The organism is Paenibacillus sp. WLX2291, from assembly GCF_046603665.1.
GTDB lineage: Bacteria > Bacillota > Bacilli > Paenibacillales > Paenibacillaceae > Saccharibacillus.
Window position 1 is genome coordinate 4989696 of sequence record NZ_CP176755.1, and the last position, 18820, is coordinate 5008515.

14 protein-coding genes are annotated in these 18820 nt (G+C 48.7%); 6 read left to right on the top strand and 8 right to left on the bottom strand.

The window, feature by feature from the left end:
* Nucleotides 1-143 precede the first annotated feature (143 nt).
* The 3 genes from ACDE64_RS21340 to ACDE64_RS21350 form a co-directional block, all read right to left on the bottom strand.
* Nucleotides 144-458 carry a hypothetical protein gene (locus tag ACDE64_RS21340; protein ID WP_411348210.1) on the bottom strand — a complete coding sequence of 105 codons (315 nt, stop codon included), beginning with the start codon at nucleotides 456-458 and terminating at the stop codon, nucleotides 144-146.
* Nucleotides 459-694: 236 nt separating this feature from the next.
* Nucleotides 695-1366, bottom strand: a complete 672-nt coding sequence (locus ACDE64_RS21345) for a pentapeptide repeat-containing protein (protein WP_411348211.1) — start codon at nucleotides 1364-1366, stop codon at nucleotides 695-697.
* A 253-nt stretch (nucleotides 1367-1619) separates the two neighbouring features.
* Nucleotides 1620-2567: an aldo/keto reductase family protein gene (locus tag ACDE64_RS21350; RefSeq protein WP_411350362.1), complete on the bottom strand. Its 948-nt coding sequence runs from the start codon at nucleotides 2565-2567 to the stop codon at nucleotides 1620-1622.
* Between the two features lie 571 nt (nucleotides 2568-3138).
* Here ACDE64_RS21350 and ACDE64_RS21355 point away from each other — a divergent pair.
* Nucleotides 3139-4236, top strand: coding sequence for an AI-2E family transporter (locus ACDE64_RS21355; RefSeq protein ID WP_411350363.1), 1098 nt, complete (start codon nucleotides 3139-3141; stop codon nucleotides 4234-4236).
* A 166-nt stretch (nucleotides 4237-4402) separates the two neighbouring features.
* Nucleotides 4403-4753: a YtxH domain-containing protein gene (locus tag ACDE64_RS21360; protein WP_411348212.1), complete on the top strand. Its 351-nt coding sequence runs from the start codon at nucleotides 4403-4405 to the stop codon at nucleotides 4751-4753.
* Between the two features lie 240 nt (nucleotides 4754-4993).
* Here the strand turns inward: ACDE64_RS21360 and ACDE64_RS21365 are convergent, their stop codons facing one another.
* The 4 genes from ACDE64_RS21365 to dcuS all read right to left on the bottom strand — a co-directional run bounded on the left by ACDE64_RS21365 (nucleotide 4994) and on the right by dcuS (nucleotide 10693).
* Nucleotides 4994-6178 carry an NADP-dependent malic enzyme gene (locus ACDE64_RS21365; RefSeq protein ID WP_411348213.1) on the bottom strand — a complete coding sequence of 395 codons (1185 nt, stop codon included), beginning with the start codon at nucleotides 6176-6178 and terminating at the stop codon, nucleotides 4994-4996.
* Between the two features lie 365 nt (nucleotides 6179-6543).
* Nucleotides 6544-7845, bottom strand: a complete 1302-nt coding sequence (locus ACDE64_RS21370; protein ID WP_411350364.1) for a 2-hydroxycarboxylate transporter family protein — start codon at nucleotides 7843-7845, stop codon at nucleotides 6544-6546.
* A 547-nt stretch (nucleotides 7846-8392) separates the two neighbouring features.
* Complete coding sequence (locus ACDE64_RS21375) at nucleotides 8393-9097, bottom strand: response regulator (RefSeq protein ID WP_411348214.1); 705 nt, start codon at nucleotides 9095-9097, stop codon at nucleotides 8393-8395.
* A complete protein-coding gene (gene dcuS / locus ACDE64_RS21380; RefSeq protein WP_411348215.1) occupies nucleotides 9098-10693 on the bottom strand; it encodes a DcuS/MalK family sensor histidine kinase in 1596 nt (531 codons plus the stop codon). It lies immediately after the preceding gene.
* Between the two features lie 246 nt (nucleotides 10694-10939).
* Between dcuS and ACDE64_RS21385 the strand changes: the two genes are divergently transcribed.
* From ACDE64_RS21385 to pstB, 4 genes are all read left to right on the top strand, one after another.
* A complete protein-coding gene (locus ACDE64_RS21385) occupies nucleotides 10940-11869 on the top strand; it encodes a phosphate ABC transporter substrate-binding protein (RefSeq protein ID WP_411348216.1) in 930 nt (309 codons plus the stop codon).
* A gap of 197 nt (nucleotides 11870-12066) precedes the next feature.
* Nucleotides 12067-12993 (top strand): phosphate ABC transporter permease subunit PstC, encoded by a 927-nt coding sequence (gene pstC / locus ACDE64_RS21390; protein WP_411344086.1) that lies wholly within the window; start codon nucleotides 12067-12069, stop codon nucleotides 12991-12993.
* Nucleotides 12990-13925 carry a phosphate ABC transporter permease PstA gene (pstA, locus tag ACDE64_RS21395; RefSeq protein ID WP_411348217.1) on the top strand — a complete coding sequence of 312 codons (936 nt, stop codon included), beginning with the start codon at nucleotides 12990-12992 and terminating at the stop codon, nucleotides 13923-13925. Before pstC ends, pstA begins: the two co-directional genes overlap by 4 nt.
* A 63-nt stretch (nucleotides 13926-13988) precedes the next feature.
* Complete coding sequence (pstB, locus tag ACDE64_RS21400; RefSeq protein WP_411346878.1) at nucleotides 13989-14744, top strand: phosphate ABC transporter ATP-binding protein PstB; 756 nt, start codon at nucleotides 13989-13991, stop codon at nucleotides 14742-14744.
* A 221-nt stretch (nucleotides 14745-14965) separates the two neighbouring features.
* Here the strand turns inward: pstB and ACDE64_RS21405 are convergent, their stop codons facing one another.
* On the bottom strand, nucleotides 14966-18436 hold the full coding sequence (locus ACDE64_RS21405; RefSeq protein WP_411348218.1) for a glycoside hydrolase family 3 C-terminal domain-containing protein: 3471 nt from the start codon (nucleotides 18434-18436) through the stop codon (nucleotides 14966-14968).
* Nucleotides 18437-18820 lie beyond the last annotated feature (384 nt).

An 18820-nucleotide genomic window follows, 5' to 3' on the forward strand; every position in this document is an offset into this window, starting at 1 on the left:
TACTGGGATGAATTTGGGATCATTTTTCGTTGAAGTTAAGTTGGTAAGGCTTTTTGATATTTTACACTGTTAGCGGAGTTTGAATCGGGTAGCGTTGGATATAAAAAGCCCCTGAGTTTTGTTTCTCAAGGGCTGAGGTAAGTTTATAATTTGGATTGACCGTTTACTATTTCATCATTAATTGCCTTAATTTTCTCTAAAGTAGAATTTAATTGATTCATATCAAAATGATTCGTATTGTCACTAGCAATAAAAAATAACTTTAACCAAAAAGCATCGTTCTCAGCATGATTTTCGATAGCTTGACGAATACATTCTTCATTCAACTTTTTTACAATGATAAACGGAGGTCCTGCCGAAATATAATTAACTCCTTCATTATCCATCAGTGTTATTAAATTAAGCGGTGTTATCGCAACAAATGTGAGAAGCGTATGATCTTCTAACTCGACAAACACGTCGATATTATCATCGTTTTCATCCACATCAGATAGTGGCGTTGGGAAAGAAATATTTTTTATTATGATTGATTCCTCATTTCTATTTTATAGCCTAGTTGTAATTTTTTTGTTTCAAGAATTTCCATTAGTCGTATTATAAGTAGTCTATTTATTGTTTTCTGGAAGTTCTTCTTCAACTGGCTCACCTACTAAATGCTTGAAATATTGTAATCTTTCTAATTGACCTCCCCTTACTAATTTAGATTCGCTTGCTCTATCATCCAGGCTTTTGCCTGCTCTCCCTCCAATATGATGGGTTCCTCTACTGTTCCTAGATTAATGCTTTCAATATCAGCTTCCTCGATACCTTTCATTCCGGTAAGGTTGGCTCCTTGAAGAAGAACATTTTTGAATCTGCTTACTTTTATATCTACATTCATTAATTGTGCTTGTCGAAAGTCTGTATCTATACACAACGCCGCTGTAAAATTTGCATATTCTAAATGAGTACCAAAATACAAGGTTTCAAAGCATTCGCTGCTCAAAAAATTGGCATGAGTTAACGTTGCGTAAGAAAAGTCGACAAGGAGCAAATCTGCTTTCACAAATGAACAATAATCCATTGTCGCCTTGCGAAAAGTAGAAGAACATAACCAACCCCGATAAAAATCTGTTTTTCTCAAATCCAATTGATCAAATTTACACTCTGTTAAAAAGGCACTATATAGCAACAACTCTTTCAATGTGATATCCAGTTTTGTAAAATCCACTTCGTCTTCAGTTAACTTTCTACCTTGCTCCCCAATGGTTTCTACCCAGAGTTCGTGTAACTCAAGTTTTTTTGCATGAGATGTATGATCATAATTATATGTCTCCTTGGTATTGTAAGGATCGTCATCATGTTCGGCAGATGATTTAGCCGGCAACTAAAAGTCAGTAGACGATCAGATGTATTTTGGAGTGATTTACGTATGTACTTCAATTTTCAAAATAAATGTTGATACGTTTGGATCAAATAGCTCGTTGGCTTCAGAATTTATCATTAAGACAGAGTAAAAATAGACCTTGATCGCTTCTTACTATTTTGTATGCGACAAGGTCTATTGGAGTGTTCGTTATACTCTATCATTACTGTAAATCGATTAAAATTTCAAAATAAAAATTCGGTGCAATGTCCCTCTACTTCTCGCTACTCAAAACCTTCTCAATCGCTTCCACCACATCACTACTCAACGTCACACCCGAAGCACCTGCATTCTGCTCCACCTGCTCTGGACGGCTCGCGCCAACGAGAGCGCTAGATACGTTAGGTTGACGTAGAATCCATGCCAGGGCAAGATGTGTCAGCGACAAACCCGCTTCGTCGGCGATCTGTTGTAGTTGCTGCACTTGCTCCAGCTTTTGGTCGTTGATCTTCTTGTCGTCCCAGTTGAGCTTGGCGGCGCGGCTGTCGGATGGGATGTCGGTTAGGGACTTGTATTTACCAGTTAGCAGACCTTGAGCCAGCGGGGAATAGACGACCTGACCGATGCCGTACGTTTCGCCGAGCGGAATCACTTCGTCTTCGATATAGCGGTCAAACATATTGTACACAGGCTGGTTAACGACGATGCGATCTAGCAGGTAACGGTCGGCAACACCGACAGCAGCTTGCATCTGTGCAGCCGTCCACTGGCTTACACCGACGTACAATACTTTGCCTTGACGAATGAGATCGTCGAGTGCGCGCAGTGTTTCTTCGATTGGCGTTTCCGGGGAGAAGCGGTGGCAGTAGTACAGGTCGATATAGTCATGACCTAACCGCTGCAAGCTCGCATGGCATTGCTCGGTAATATGTTTGCGGGACAGACCGCGGTCATTGGGACCGTCGCCCATATTGCCGAACACTTTGGTGGCGAGTACGTAGGATTCGCGCGGATAGTCTTTTAGCGTTTCGCCAACTACTTTCTCTGCTTCGCCGCGTTCGTACACATTGGCAGTATCGAAAAAGTTAATGCCCAGCTCGTACGCTTTGCGGATGGAATGAACGGCATTCTCGCGTTCGACGTAACCGCCGTACGTCAGCCAGCTGCCGAGACTAATCTCGCTAACTTTTAATCCACTACCGCCAAGTCGTCTGTAGTTCATGGTCATGGTATTTCCCTCCCGAATATGTAAGTTTGCGCCTCCACGCTCCATCCCTATAGATGAAAAATATATACCATTTTCCGCTATCCATATGGAAGAATACGCTTACAGCATCCATTCTTCCCCATTTTAGAGCTTCTATTGGCGATTAGGCAAGCGGTGTTGGCGTTTATATGTATATATGGCATGTCTTTTGTATGTTGCACGCTGGACGACTTGGTAGAAGAGCAACGACTAATTGTTTGCTCTGTATCCTCCATACGGGCTGCTTAGATGTAGCGATGTATGGTGATATGTAAACTGCTTGTTCTAACAAGTGCACATGACCAGCAAGTACACATGCCTGACCAAATCATGTTTGTATCATAACGATATCTGGTTACATCTTCAGTTCGATATGGTACAAATGAATCGAATGAAGGCTTTACTGCGTAATATAACAGGTGACTGCCGACAGCATAGGCTGGCGCAGCAACAGGCAGTTCGGGAACTAGTACTGCCAACCGTTACATATTGCCCAGAGCAAGGACAGACACATTCCACATACCGAATCAAAGGGGGACTACCATTCATGCTGCAAAGCCGTTTTTTCCGTTTGGGCGCTGGCATTGCCCTAGTTTTACTCATTATTTATCTCGGAACGCTGGTTGATTTTATTTTCGTTCCGATCCGCTCGCTGATTAGCTTGACGATTGTACCGCTGCTGATCACGGCGTTTATGTATTATCCGCTTCGCCCGCTTGTGAATTATTTGGAAAAGAAAAAGCTAAAACGGTCATGGTCGATTTTGTTAATGTATCTGGTCGTTATTATTTTACTGGTCGTCTTCGGGTTTCTGGTGTGGCCGACGCTACGTGACCAGGTGACTAGCTTTATTGCAAGTGCGCCGGACTTTACGCGCAGCATTATTGCGCAGGTGCAACTGCTGGAACAACAGCCGTTTGTACAGCAATTCATGCCTGCAGGCAGCAGCGGCACCAGCACCGAAATGCTGCAAAAGCTGACCGAGTATCTGAACACGGCATTCGACTGGCTGTCTGTGCATCTGTCCAGCATGTTCTCGTTCTTGTCCAACTTCTTCTTGGTCGTGGCAACAGTTCCGATTATGCTGTACTACCTGCTCAAAGATGATAGCAAGCTGTCGGGACGCTTACAGCAGATCTTCCCGCGTAATTACCGTGAAGACGGTAAGCTGATGCTGGATGAGATCGACGATGCACTGAGTAGCTTTATCGCGGGACGTGTACTCGTAAACTTCGCGCTCTGTGTGCTGCTGTACATCGGGTTTCTGATTATTGATCTGCCGTATTCGCTCTTGCTCGTTGTGCTGGCGTTCTTCCTGAACTTTATTCCGTATATCGGGGCGATTCTTGCCGCGGTGCCCGTAGCGATTGTCGGTCTGATCGAATCACCAGCAATGGGAATCTGGTCGATTGTCATCGTCATTATCGCGCAACTGATCCAGAATAACCTGCTGGAGCCGATCATCTTCGGGAATCAGCTGGATATTCATCCATTTACAATTATCGTCCTGCTGCTTGTCGGTGGCGATATGGGTGGTATTCTCGGAATGCTGCTCGTTATTCCACTCTATATGGCGGCAAAAATTACGATTGTGCACATTTACCGTATGTATCTGAAGCAGAAGATCGGGAATGGATTACAGTAGATTCGCGCAAGCCGGAGCTATGTACATGATGTACGTAGACTCCGGTTTGTTTTTTTGGGGAAAAGAAAACATATAAAAAGCCAGTTGCGCGTGATTCCGGTGTAGTTGGGTAATAGTAAGATAACATGATGTAACTTTTACCAAATCCAACTACAAAGGAGAATGAATGATGGACTCTCAAACAACCAAAACGATTGCAATTGGAGCAGTAACCGGTGCGCTGGTCGGTGCAGGCGTTGCCGTACTCGTCGCTCCGCAGCAAGGACAGAAAGTGCGTGAGAAGATCGCTGAAGTTTCCGAATTGGTGAAGGAAAAAGGCCCGTTGATCAACGAAAAAGGTCACGAGATCGCTGAAAAAGGACAAGAAGTCGTCGGCGCAATTAAGGAATCGCTGCATACTGCTCAAGATTTCAAATCCGAAGCAGGCTCTGCGATTAGCGAAGTGAAGTCAGAGGTTAAGGACTTCCAGCAAAACAAAACCGGTAGTTCTTCTAACGTGCGCAGCATTCAGAGCTAAAGAGATAACGCAGGGAAGTGTATAACAGCTTCGTTTGATACACTGTATTTGCACGCAAAGCATGACATAGCGCAGAATACGGCTAGCTACAAGTACAACAGTATTACGCGCAAAATATGACTCAATATACAGTTTGCAAGGAACGATAATTGGGCATGATGATAAAATAAAGACCCGAATACAGCTACGGACCTAAGCTTCCGCATATGTATTCGGGTCTTTTTATGAGCAAATCCATGCTTAGTGAATCTCTGGCGTTAATACATGACGTGCTACACCAGTACGATACGCTGCTTCCATTACGGCTTGTCGAATCAGTTCCACGACGCGTTGGTCGAATACGTCTGGAATGATGTAATGCTCGTTCAGATCGGCAGGATCGATAACGGATGAGATCGCCTGCGCTGCCGCCAGCTTCATCTCCTCATTAATATCGATTGCACCACAATCCAGTGCGCCGCGGAAAATGCCGGGGAAGCAGAGTACATTGTTGATCTGATTTGGGAAATCGGAGCGCCCAGTCGCCATTACGCGTACGAATGGCGCGGCAAGAATCGGATCAATTTCGGGAATCGGATTCGCCATTGCAAAGATGATTCGGTCATCTGCCATACGCTGAACATCCTCTATGCTCAAAATGTTGCCTGCCGACACACCGACAAACGCATCCGCGTCTTGGATGACATCAGATAATGACCCTTCTTCTTCAAACGGATTGGAGATAGTGGCGAATGAATTCCAGTGTGGATTGTCGTAGTGCTCATTGCGATGAATGGCGCCAAAGCGGTCAACGCCGATCAGATTGGTAGCACCGGCTTTGAGCAGCATTTTGGCGACGGACAATCCGGCAGCGCCGAGTCCGTTTACGACGATTTTGGCAGTGGTGATGTCTTTGCCGCAAACTTTGAACGCATTTAGTAGTCCAGCGAGTACAACGATAGCGGTGCCATGTTGATCATCATGGAACACGGGAATGTCCAGCTCGGCGCGCAGTCTCGCTTCAATCTCAAAGCAGCGTGGAGACGCGATATCCTCCAGATTGATGCCGCCAAAGGTTGGCGCCAGCGCTTTGACGATGGCGATGATCTCCTCGGTGTCCTTCGTGTCTAGGCAGACCGGTACGGCGTCTACATTGGCAAACTGTTTGAATAGCGCGGCTTTGCCTTCCATAACTGGCATCGCGGCGTGCGGACCGATATCGCCCAGACCGAGTACGGCGGTGCCGTCGGAGATGACAGCGACGGTGTTTTTCTTGGTGGTCAGTTCGTAGGCTTTGCTCTGGTTACGGGCGATCTCTTGGCATACCTGCGCGACGCCGGGGGTGTATACTTTGGCAAGGTCTTCTTTGTTTTGGATCGGGTGTTTGAGCATGGTTTCGATTTTGCCGCCTTGATGCAGTTCGATAATGTCTCCTAGGATTCCCATCGTTATTCCTCCGTGAGTGAATTTCTCCTTGGTAAACTTGGAATGATTGCGTGGTTGCACGGGAACGCTGCGGGAAGGGATTGGGGAACGGACTCCGGTGGAGCCGCGGGAATCTACCGATTAGGATGGAATGTAGATTCCCGCCCCTCCAAGGTCGTCCTTATCCCCAATTCCCTTCCCTCCGCTCCGTGCTTACGCATCATGCCTAGTTTACAGAGATGGTAATTCTTTCGTTTACCAGCCCCAGCCTGAATGTAGTAGGGTTTAAAATCTGCTTTGGTGGGTCAATAGTATGTTGAGCTTTATTGGATATGTTGGAGCTTGGTGTTTGGGTTGGGTTGGATTGTTTTGATAGATTATTTATTTCAACCGCCCCACATGGATAGGAGTAGGGTGGCGATGACTACGGTTAGGGCGCCGCCGATGCGGGTGGAGATTTGGGCGAAGGGCATGAGTTCCATTCGACCGGAGGCGGATAGGATGGCTACGTCGCCGGTTCCGCCTAAGCCGCCGCGGCAGCCGGTGACGATGGCGGCTTCGACGGGGTACATTTTGACCCATTTGCCGACGAAGTAGCCGCTTAGGATCATGGCGATAATGACGGTTCCGCAGACGATGATGTATGGGAGCGACAAGATTGCGGCTACGTCACCGAGTGGGATGTACAGAATACCGAGACCGACCATGATCGGCCAAGTGAGTGTGCCGGATACGAATTTGTAAAGCTGGTATGCGCCTTGTTCGATTTTGGCTGGCAGCAGATTGCATACTTTGAGTAGAGCGGCACCGAAGATCATCAGGATTGGGCCGGGGATGCCAACGAATGGGGACAGCAGGTGCCCGGTGATGAACAATCCACAAGCGAACAGCAATCCTGCGCCCATCAGGGCGAAGTCAGGTTTGAGTCCGTCGTAGACGCTGCCACTCATCGTTTTCCCGTCTTTTTCTTTGACCAGTACGCCGTTGCCGGTAATGGAACTGTTTTTGTCAGCCATTTTCTTCAAAATACCTGCGCCGATGATCGCGAATACGTTGCCGATGACAGCGGCTGGGATCATCTGGGCGACATAGCTGGCGGATTCGCCGCCGAGAATTTGAGAGAAAGCAATCGACAGTGGCAGGATGCCTTCACCAACACCGCCTGCAATAATCGGTACAATAATGTAAAAGAACGCGTGATATGCACTGTAGCCGAACAGTATCGCAACGCCGAGTCCGGCGGCAACGGCTGCCAGTGTACCGGCGATCATCGGGATGAAAATACGGATAAAGCCGTGAATCAATGTTTTACGGTTCATCCCGGTGATGCTACCAGCAACCAGACACGAAATGTACAGATACAAAAAGTTGGATGTCTTCATCAGCGTCGTCACCGATTCAATGACCGGCGGGTTCAGCACATTCCAGAACACCAAGAACGATGGCACCATCAGCGATAGAATCGCGGGACCACCAATATGCTTGAGCAGCGGTAGCTTGAAGCCCAGCTCACTGAGCAGCACGCCCATGATCATAATGACTGCTAGACCGCCGATCATATCATTTGGTAGCTCGTTCAATGCAGCGGCGGCGAATACGATCACTGCCAGCAGTATATAGAGCGGTAGCGGAATCGCCCCGATCTTGATCTGTACGAGCTGCTTGATCCAGTTCGGCAAACCGCCCATACCAGTTGTTGCAGGTGTCTGATCCAGATGAGAATGCCCCGGATGCTGAATTGACTTTTCCATAACTTTTGTACCTCCTTCGTGTAGTACACGTCTCTCTATTTGTTTGGGTTTGTCGTTTACATGTTCATCTTAATCCTGCTGTAAGCGCTTCACCATTTTTCTAATTAATGAGTGTTGTTTTTAAACTTTTTAAAGTAAGCGCTTGCATATTTAGATAAAATTCAGGGTGAGCGCGATTCTTTTCGCTCTGTTTTTCGTACGTTTTCAGTTTTGTTAGTATAGTTTTCAGGATTTGATAGCCGGTACATGCTGGATCGAACGCAAAAAGCACGGTTTCTATGGATGATAGAAACCATGCTTTTTGAAGTGTGAAAAACAGATGAATCAGCTGTATGAGATACAGCTATTACCGAACTAGATAGTTTGCCTATGTCCGAATATCGATGTCAGTTCAGCATATCGTCCATTCTCTCCATAATGATCGTCTTGACCACTTGCTGAACAACAATCAACGCTGAGTACAAACTGACCTATATACGACCGACTAGATGTATCTCCCAACAATCGTCTCACTGCCTGGCACGATATGATACTTTTTCACCGGTCTGCCAATAGTGCCGTACGTCGTTTCCAGCTCCAATACTTTCAGTTCTTCCAGCGCAATTAGATATTTGCCCACCGATACGCGAGACAAGCCCGTTACACTGGCAATCTCTTCACTGGAAAAGGACGGACCTTGATGCGACTGAATCGCTTCCCAGATCATACGCAGCGTCGTACGAGTGAAGCCCTTACTCAACACTGCACGATCCGGCTGACTGCCGGGCTGAGTCAACATGTCCAGCTCTGCCTGTGCCATATTGCTATTGTTGTATAGCAGCGAATACCGCTCTCGATACGCCGACAGCGCTGAACGAAAACGTTCAAATTCAAACGGCTTGATCAAATAATCGACCGCTCCATTTTGCAGGGCGTAGCGGATACTTTCCTTGTCACTCGCCGCCGAGATGATGATCACATCAATCCCGATATTGGCGCGCCGGATGTCCGATAGCAGCTCCAGACCGTTTTGTTCTTTCATGTAAATGTCCAGCAGCACCAGCTCAAACGACTGCCTCTCCAACAATTCCAGCGCTTGCGAAGCGGACGCCGCCCAGCCGCTAAATTGAAATCCTTCCACCTGACCTAGATAAAATTTGTTCATTTCCGCTACCATCGGGTCGTCTTCCACGATCAATACATGGATCATTTAATCACCACGCTTTATAGAATAAGGAATATGAATCGTAAACTGTGTACCGCCACTGGCTGGACGAACAACCTCAATGCTGCCGCCCAATGTTCCCAGACTACGACGAACGAGATACAGACCGACACCGCGATCCTGCCCTTTGGTAGAGTAGCCCTGCTCATACATTCGTGCTGCTACCTCCGGTTCGATCCCTTGCCCGGTGTCGCTTACCGTTATCTCCAGTATGCCGTCTCTATAATCAAAAGCAAGCAGAATTGCTGGTTCCTCAGCTTGACGCGATGCCTCCAGCGCATTTTCCAGCAGATTCCCGACAATCGTCACCAGCTCATGCGCTACTTGCGGATCGGCAGCTTCTAGTAGCACACCGTCGTCCCGCAACTGCATTCGTACGCCTAGCTCGCGCGCGCGGCTAAGCTTGCCGATCAGGAAGCCTGCCACGACCGGGTCTTTGACCTGTTGTAGCACATTGCCTGCTTCCAGCTGCATACTTGGCACAATGCTTTTTAGGTAATCTTCCAGCCGCTCGTACTGCTTCATATGCAGCAGTCCCATCATAATATGCAGCCGATTCATAAACTCATGCGTCTGCGCTCGCAGCGCTTCGGCATATAACGAAATACCGGACAGACGCTTCATTAACATACTGATCTCGGTCATATCGCGGAAGGTCGCAATCGCTCCCTCCGTCTGACCGCCCACCATCACTGGCTCCACATTGACGAGTAGCGTATACCCGTTGATCTCAATCTCCACATCTTTGAGCGGTTCGCCGCCTAGCACCTTATCCATTTGCAATTGCCGCAGAAATTCGCGAAATCGCCGTTCATTGTCCTCACGCCCACCGCCGCCACCCAGCAGACGATATGCCTCTGCATTGGTCAGCGTGATGACCGATTGACGGTCTACGGATAAAATGCCTTCTTTTGCCGATTGCAGCATAGCGCTGCGCTCCTCCAGCAGACGAGCGATCTGCTCCGGTTCCATGCCAAACATCAGCTTTTTGATTTTACGTGCTAGCAGAATCGCACCAGCCGTGCCCAGACAACCGCCCAGCAGAATGCCCCAGTAGAGTATCCATTTATTTTCATTGATCGCCGTTGTTAGACTGCCGATAGACACACCGACCGCCACCGCACCTACTTGCTGCCCGGCGGCATCGCGTATCGGCTCAAAGGCACGAATCGAGCGTCCGAGCGAGCCGTCAGCGATGGATACTGTTTCTTCGCCATGCAGTGCATCCACTTCATCCCCACCACGAAAATGCTTGCCGATCTGCGCCGGATCAGGGTGCGATAGCCGCAGCCCTTGCATATTCATCACAACGACAAATTCCACATCGTTGCTAGTGCGTACCTGCTCCGCATATGTCTGTACTGCTGCTCTGTCGCCTTGCCCATCCAGCGCATCCTGTACAAGCGGTGTATACGCGACCGTGCGGGCAATCGCCAGCGCTCGCTGCTCTACCGCCTGCCGCGTATGACCGGACACTTCGATGCTGAACATCAGATAGACGCTCAGCAGCACGACTGCCACGACGAGACAGACCAGCAGCGTAATCGTCATTTGTAAACGGAAACGCCTGCTTCTCTTCATCCTACTCACCTCGAACATTGCACTTTTTTTGCATACTATACCGTTCATACGGCAAATACAACGACAATTTACTATAAAGAAGAAACCCGAATTTTATCTTACATTGCATAAACACTTTTGCAAAATTTTAATACAGAGTTTACAAAACTCAGACTCAAAGCTAACACTGCGAACCTAGAATAAGTTTTGTAACCAACAAACACATACAAGTATTGCGCCTTTAATTAGGGGGAGGAGACTTTACCAATGTTTAAAAAACTGCCAATCATGCTTCTTACGCTGACTATGGTCCTTGTGCTTGCTGCCTGCGGATCGTCGAACAGCGGCACAACTACAGGGTCTGGATCAACGGATGCAGGTTCCGGCGAATCCGCCGATCTGAGCGGTTCCATTCTGGCTGTAGGTTCCACAGCACTGCAACCACTGGTTGATCAAGTCGCTCAAAAGTTTATGGCAGACTCAAAATATGCAAATGTTGCCGTTCAAGTACAAGGTGGCGGTAGCGGTACTGGTCTGACACAAGTGTCCGAAGGTCAAGCAACGATCGGTAACTCCGACGTGTTCGCCGAAGAGAAGCTGGATGCGGACAAAGCAACTGGACTGGTTGACCATCAAGTAGCCGTTGTAGCCATGGCAACTGTTGCCAACAAAGATGCGAATGTAACAAGCCTGACCAAACAACAGCTGGTTGATATCTTCACAGGCAAAGTAACAAACTGGAAAGATGTTGGCGGTGCGGATCAAAAGATCGTAATCATCAACCGTCCTAGCAGCTCCGGTACACGTGCTACATTCGAGAAATATGCACTCGGTCAAAAAACCGAAGATCCAGCAGGTTCGATCCAACAGGATTCCTCGGGTACAGTGAAAAAGCTGATCGCCGAAACACCTGGCGCAATCGGTTATCTGGCACTGTCCTACTTGGATGATAGCGTAGCTGAACTGAGCTATGACGGCGTTGAGCCAACAGTTGAAAATGTAGAAGCTGGTAAATATCCAATCTGGGCTTACGAGCACATGTACACTAAAGGTGAGCCGGATGCTTCCACCAAAGCATTCTTAGACTACATGCTGAGCGACGACGTGCAACAAAGCGATGTAACTGAGCTGGGCTACATCCCAATCTCCGGCATGCAAGTCACTCGCGATGCTGAAGGTAAAGTCACTCAAAAATAATCATACCTCAATATAGCGTTTGAAAAGAGCATGCTGTCATCTGGACCGCTGCTACAAGAGGCGGAACTCCGCCTCTCTTTTCACGTTTTGATACAGATTGTACATTCCATCACATCCTCCCCGGTGTGACATAGAGCTTCATCAAGAATATGCTGACATGTTGATTTTTAACGCCTGAAGAAAAGAGGTTTTTATTTATGGAGCACTCCAAGGTTTCTCCGAGAGAAGCGCAGCGCCGCAGATTGCCGCTGGAAAAACACCGTCTGGAAGACTGGATTGGTCGCATTTATACATCTATATGTGTCGTGTTTCTGATCGCGACGATCGTATCGATTGTTTACTTTGTTACATCCAAGGGCATTGCTACCTTTGCCGTGAATGGCGTTGCGATGTCTGACTTCTTCTTTGGTACGCACTGGGCGCCGGATTCCTCGCCGCCCTCATTTGGTGCATTGCCTGCGATTACCGGTTCCTTTCTCGTAACGCTGCTGGCAGCGCTGATCGCTAGCCCGCTTAGTATCGCAGCTGCGCTATTTATGACCGAGATCGTGCCGACATTCGGTAAACGTATTCTGCAACCGGCGATTGAGCTACTGTCCGGTATTCCGTCTGTCGTGTACGGATTCATCGGTCTGACGCTGATCGTACCGTTTCTGCGTGACCATGTGGGCGGGCAAGGGATCGGCGTAGGCGCCGGTGCACTCGTGCTGTCGATTATGATTTTGCCGACGATTACCAGTGTAGCGGCGGATGCGCTCGCCAACCTGCAACGTGGACAACGTGAAGCTTCGTATGCGCTTGGTGCCACTCGCTGGCAAACGATCTATCGCGTTGTATTGCCTACCGTATTGCCCGCACTGTTGACCGGTATTGTACTCGGTATGGCACGCGCCTTCGGTGAAGCACTCGCCGTACAGATGGTTATCGGTAATGCTCCATTTATCCCGACATCCCTGCTGGAATCCGCTTCAACGCTGACTAGTGTCATCACGCTGGGTATGGGTAACACAGCGATGGGTTCCATTCAAAATAATGCATTGTGGAGTATGGCGTTCGTACTGATGCTGATGACCTTCATCTTCATCATGATCATCCGCCTGCTTGAAAGGAGAAACCGGATATGATAACCTCAACTAACACATTGCGCGCCAAAGCAAGAAAGCGCGCCCGAACCGCAGACAAAGTCGCCACGGTTGTCATTATCGTGCTTGCCCTGTCTATCGTCGGTATTCTCATTGCTCTGCTCGGCTTCATCATGTTCCGTGGACTCGGTCATATTAGCTGGGACTTCCTGACGTCCAAGCCGCAAACAATTCGCGAAGGCGGCGGCATCGGACCACCACTGTTCAACTCGCTCTATCTGCTGATTCTGACTATGATCATCACCATCCCGCTCGGTCTGGGCGGCGGCATCTATATGGCGGAATACGCCAAACCGGGTAAAATCACCAGCTTTATCCGTCTCGTTGTGGAAGTATTATCCTCCTTCCCGTCGATCGTTATCGGTCTGTTCGGCTTGCTCGTCTTCGTCAACACACTCGGTCTGGGCTTCTCGCTGTTGGCGGGTGCGCTGGCATTGACCATTTTCAACCTGCCGCTCATGGTACGGATTACCGAGCAGGCATTCACTGGCGTTCCGCGTGAGCAAAAAGAAGCCGGTCTGGCACTCGGATTATCCAAATGGAAAATCATCACGTCCATCATGCTGCCGGTTGCGATTCCATCGCTCGTGACGGGTACGATTCTGGCAGCAGGTCGCGTCTTCGGTGAAGCAGCTGCATTGCTGTTCACGTCCGGTATGACCACGCCGCCACTGAACTTTTCCGATTGGAATCCGCTGCATCCGCGTTCTCCGCTGAACCCACTGCGTCCGGCAGAGACACTGGCAACGCATATTTGGAAAGTTAACAGTGAAGGTCTGGCACCGGATGCTCTGCAAATCGCTGCCGGCGCTTCCGCAGTACTCGTCATCATGGTGCTGATCTTCAACCTGCTGGCACGCTGGGGCGGACGTACACTATACCGCTACATGACCGCGTCCAAACGAATGAACTAATGTTTGATTGAATGACCTTTTCTCATTACCGTGATTCACTCAAGGAGGAACCTTTCTATGGCAATGCCAATGCCTTTTAGTACCGAAGATTTGAGCATCTACTATGGCACATTCCAAGCCATTAAAAATATCAGCATGGGCTTCCCTGCTAAAAGCGTAACTGCCCTCATCGGTCCGTCCGGCTGTGGCAAATCGACCTTCCTGCGTTCACTCAACCGTATGAACGATGAGATCGCTGGGGCGCGTTCCACCGGGCATATTTGGATGGACGGCATCGATCTGACCGCATCGGAGACAGATGTGATCAAGCTGCGTCAGCGCATCGGCATGGTGTGGCAGCGCCCGAATCCATTTTACAAATCCATTTATGAAAATATCGCCTTCGGTCCGCGTTACTATGGGATCAAAGGACGCAAACAGCTGGATGAGATCGTCGAAAATAGTCTGCGTAAAGCTGCACTGTGGGACGAGGTCAAAGATCGGTTGAAAGAATCTGCTCTCTCCCTGTCCGGTGGTCAACAGCAGCGTCTCTGTATCGCTCGCGCTTTGTCCGTCAATCCGCAGATTCTGCTGCTGGATGAACCAGCTTCCGCCCTTGATCCAGTATCGACTGGCAAGATCGAGGAACTGATCACCGAGCTGAAAAGCGATCTGCGCATCGTTATCGTGACGCATAACATGCAGCAAGCGGCGCGTGTGTCGGATTACACGGCGTACTTCTACCTTGGCACATTGGTGGAGCATGGTGAGACGGATCAGATTTTCACTAACCCTGAGAAAACATCAACACAGGAATATATTATGGGACGCTTCGGATGAAGCGTCTTTTTTTCGCTCGCCACATTCGCCACGCTTATTTTGAAAATTAGTGAGATTGGTCAAAAGTTATTTTGTACAGCAATCGTTCTTTAACTTACTCTGTAGAAAATGGCTGTTCAAATTGTTAATCTTCATCAGCAAAAAAAAAGTAGCCCTTGCAATGGCAGGGCTACTTTTTCGTTTTCATTTCCAACATCTGATCACTGATTTAGACTGACATATTACACATCATCATGGGATGGATACAATCGGAAGTTGCTAATACGTGTTCCTTGATTGAATACCAGATAGATGTCGCGCCGCTGCTGCGGATCGTTTTGAGTGTATACATTGGATACCTCTTTTGTTGCAGATACAGCCTGCGAACCGTCCACTTGAACTTGATTCGCGTTAGCTTGATCCGCATTGTTTCCATGTATACGATTACTATCTGTAATGTCGTTTGCGTTGATGTCATTTGTATAGACGTTAGCAGCGTCGTTTGCCGCTTGTGCAATATCCAGTGTAACACGTACATCTTGCCAGTTTTGCTCCCCGGCTTCAGTAGACAGCGTAGCCGTTCCTAGTAAAGGGCCATCATAATAATCGAGATGAACTTCAATCATGCCGCCCTGCCCTGTCTGCGCTACGCGCGCCTCCCATGTATAACGGTCTGCTTCCAGCGCCACATCACCGAACAAGATCCATGCGCCATCTGCCAGTGCTTCCACTGCTGTACCGCCTTCTTTCGATTCGACCAGATGAACATGGCGGTAGTCGTCGTAATTTTCGGCATGTACACCATTATGCAGCTGTTGCGGTGGGATGATTTCGCCGTGGATGATCACTTCCGTTTCCAAGCGAATATCTGCTGACGAACGACCTGTCATAAATGTGTATACGCCATCTTCTACACAATACCGATTGCGTGTGACATCCCAGAATGCCAACTGCTGCACTGGTATATGGAACGTTACCACTTCCTCGGCTCCCGCCGGCAGATGAATACGGCGGAATGCTTGTAAGGTACGCAGCGGACGCTTCACACGCGATTCTGAGGACATCCGGCTATACAGTTGTACGACTTCATCCGTATCCACTGTCCCGGTATTATGCACTTTGATCGACAACGCAATCTGCTCATGCACTTCCTTGTCCGCAGCGTCCGGCTCCAACTCACTGTATACAATTGGCGAATACGTCAATCCATGCCCGAACGGATACAGTACCTCTCCGGCAAAATACTGGTAGGTCTTTTCCGAGCGAATAATATCGTAGTCCCGCAGATCGCCAAGCTGCTGCGCCGAGCGATACCATGTCATATTGAGTCGACCAGCAGGCGCATAATCGCCGTACAATACATCCGCTACAGCATTGCCCAGTTCCGGTCCAGCATGGGACAGATATAGAATCGCTGGAATATGCTCCTGCACCCATTCCATAGCAAATGGATAGCTGCCGACTACGACGACAACGGTGTTCGGATTTACAGCGTACACTTCCTGAATCAACTTCAATTGTGCGTCTGCCAGCTCTAACCCCGGACGATCCACTTCCTCTTTTCCATTGATTAGCGGATGATTGCCGACAAATACGATTGCCGTTTCCGCTTCGGCTGCTAGCTTCACCGCCTGCTGCGTACCGTCAGTAATGACCGTTTTGGTAAAAGTAGATTGTCGAACCGCAGCAGATTCAGCTTCTGTTGCAATAGCGGATACGTCCTTGTCATGGGCAATTGCATCTGCCGGACCGCCAAACGAAGACACCCCGCGCCGCTCAATTGCTGAACGTTGCCAATCTGCTCGTACGGGCGGATATACGCCTTCTCCCTGCGCAATGCTCAAGCTATCATCCTCTGCATGATGATACAGCTCCAGATTGTTCCACGTGCGAATACTGACATGTTCATCTGACTGCTGTTCCAGATGCAGCACTTCTTTGGCAAACCAGCCGTAAATCTCATCGCCTGCCACCGCAATCCGCTGCTGCTCATCATCTGCCGCCAGATACATACCTGTAGCTTGCGAGCGAATCGTATAACTGCCATATCCCCAATCGGAAATGTTAAACAAATACGCATCCGGTACAATATCTGCATCGGTGTGCTGCACATCCTCTTGTTCACTGGCGGACGAAGTACTCGTAATAAACTCGCGGTCTTCCGAGTGATCACCAGCAGCCCGATCCGCTACCAGACGGTCAGTAGCATCCAATGCTGTATTTGGCGTTGTCTCCTCGTTGCTACTGTCAATCCTTGCAGCATCGCTGTTAGAGCTACGATCCTTTTCCGCAAAGGGTTCAAATGCTACGCGATACGTACCAGTTTCTACAGATACCGACTCTGCTGCTGATTCTGTTACGCTGTCGATCACTCCGATTTCCGGTAGTTGCACTACTTCCGGCTCATTCGTAGCAGCAGAAGCTGCTGGTCTTACGCTTAACAACAGTCCATCTTCCGAATGAAAGGTAACGAGATCATTGCCATCGCTATAGTGCACATCACCTGCCACGTTGTTGCGAATCGCTTCCAGCGCTGTGACCGCATAAGGCAGTGTGCCAGAATACCAATCCCGATACACGACATTGCCCAGCTCGCCGATCACCGCTATACTGCCCGTCGTTTCCTTCGGTAGCGGCAAAGTACCATGCTCATTTTTCAGCAAAACAACCGATTTGCGTGCAGCTTCGGCGGACACTTGTTTTGCCGCTGCTGTCATCATGGATTCTTCGCCGATCGCTGCATACGGATTGAGTTCTGCCGGATCAAATTCGCCCAGCCGGAACCGAACACGGAATGTGTTGAACAGCGCACGATCAATATCTTCCCAGCTCAACAATCCCTGTTCCAGCGCTTCGACTAGCGCTGCTTTGGACAATTCGGCATCATCGGTAATGCTGTCGATGCCTGCTCGAATCGACTCAGCAACACCCGGTGTATGGGAATCGTAATATTCATGATCCCGCATAATGCCCATCATATCGCCCGCATCGCTGACGATAAAACCGTCCATCTTCCACTCGCCCTTCACTACTTCATGTACAAGTGGATGCAAAATCGCTGGCGTACCGTTGATCGAATTGTACGACGTCATCATCGACTGCGCGCCACCCTCGATAAACGGCTGTTCAAATGCTTTTAGATAATATTCCCGCATATTACGCGGATCGATGCTGGATGAACCAGTGCCGCGATCTACCTCATTGTTATTACCGAGAAAGTGCTTTAACGTCGCAACCGCTTTCAAATATGTAGGATGATTTCCCTGAATGCCCTGAATAAGATGACTGGTTAGCTCGCCGGTCAGCTTCGGATCTTCCCCATATGCTTCCTCGTTGCGTCCCCAGCGCGGATCACGCTCCATATCGACCGTTGGCGCCCACAGCGTCAGCCCGTTAACGATCGGATTGCGCTTGTACATCACGCGCGCCTCATCCGAGATCACATTACCGACACGCTTCAGCAGCTCCGCATCCCATGTGCAAGCAAGCCCAACCGGCTGCGGGAAAAAGGTCGCTTCGCCCAGCCACGAGATGCCATGCGCTGCTTCGGTTCCATGCTTGTACGCGCCAATGCCCAGTCGTTCTACTGCCGGTTGATGTTGAAGCATGGATTCAATTTTTTCCTCCGCAGTCAGACGAGAGATCAGATCGTGCACCCGGTTATCCTGATCCAGCGTATGATCCTGAAACGGGTAATGATTATTTTCTGTCATAATATTCCATCCCTTTCGATTTATAATAAAATAAGTATGGGTTTTCTATAGTGAAGCAGCAGTTCCTCTGCATCTTGCCTGTACGTACACTTATCATTTAAGAGAACACAGGCTTTACGGATAATGGTAAAGCAATCATTTTTCAAAAGAAAGCACTTACAACAAGAATGCTCAGTTCATAATTAGCGTAATAATTAGTGATAGGAAGATAACATCAGAATTGTCAAAATAGACCGTATCCATTCGACGATATCGCAACAATGATACGTCGCTGAGCGGCTGTCTATACGAAATAAATGATCTTTCGCTGGCTAAGTAACGGTCAGCAATTATTTTTCTGCACATCACATAACCAGCGCCGCTGTTTGTCGTCTGTATGGATAA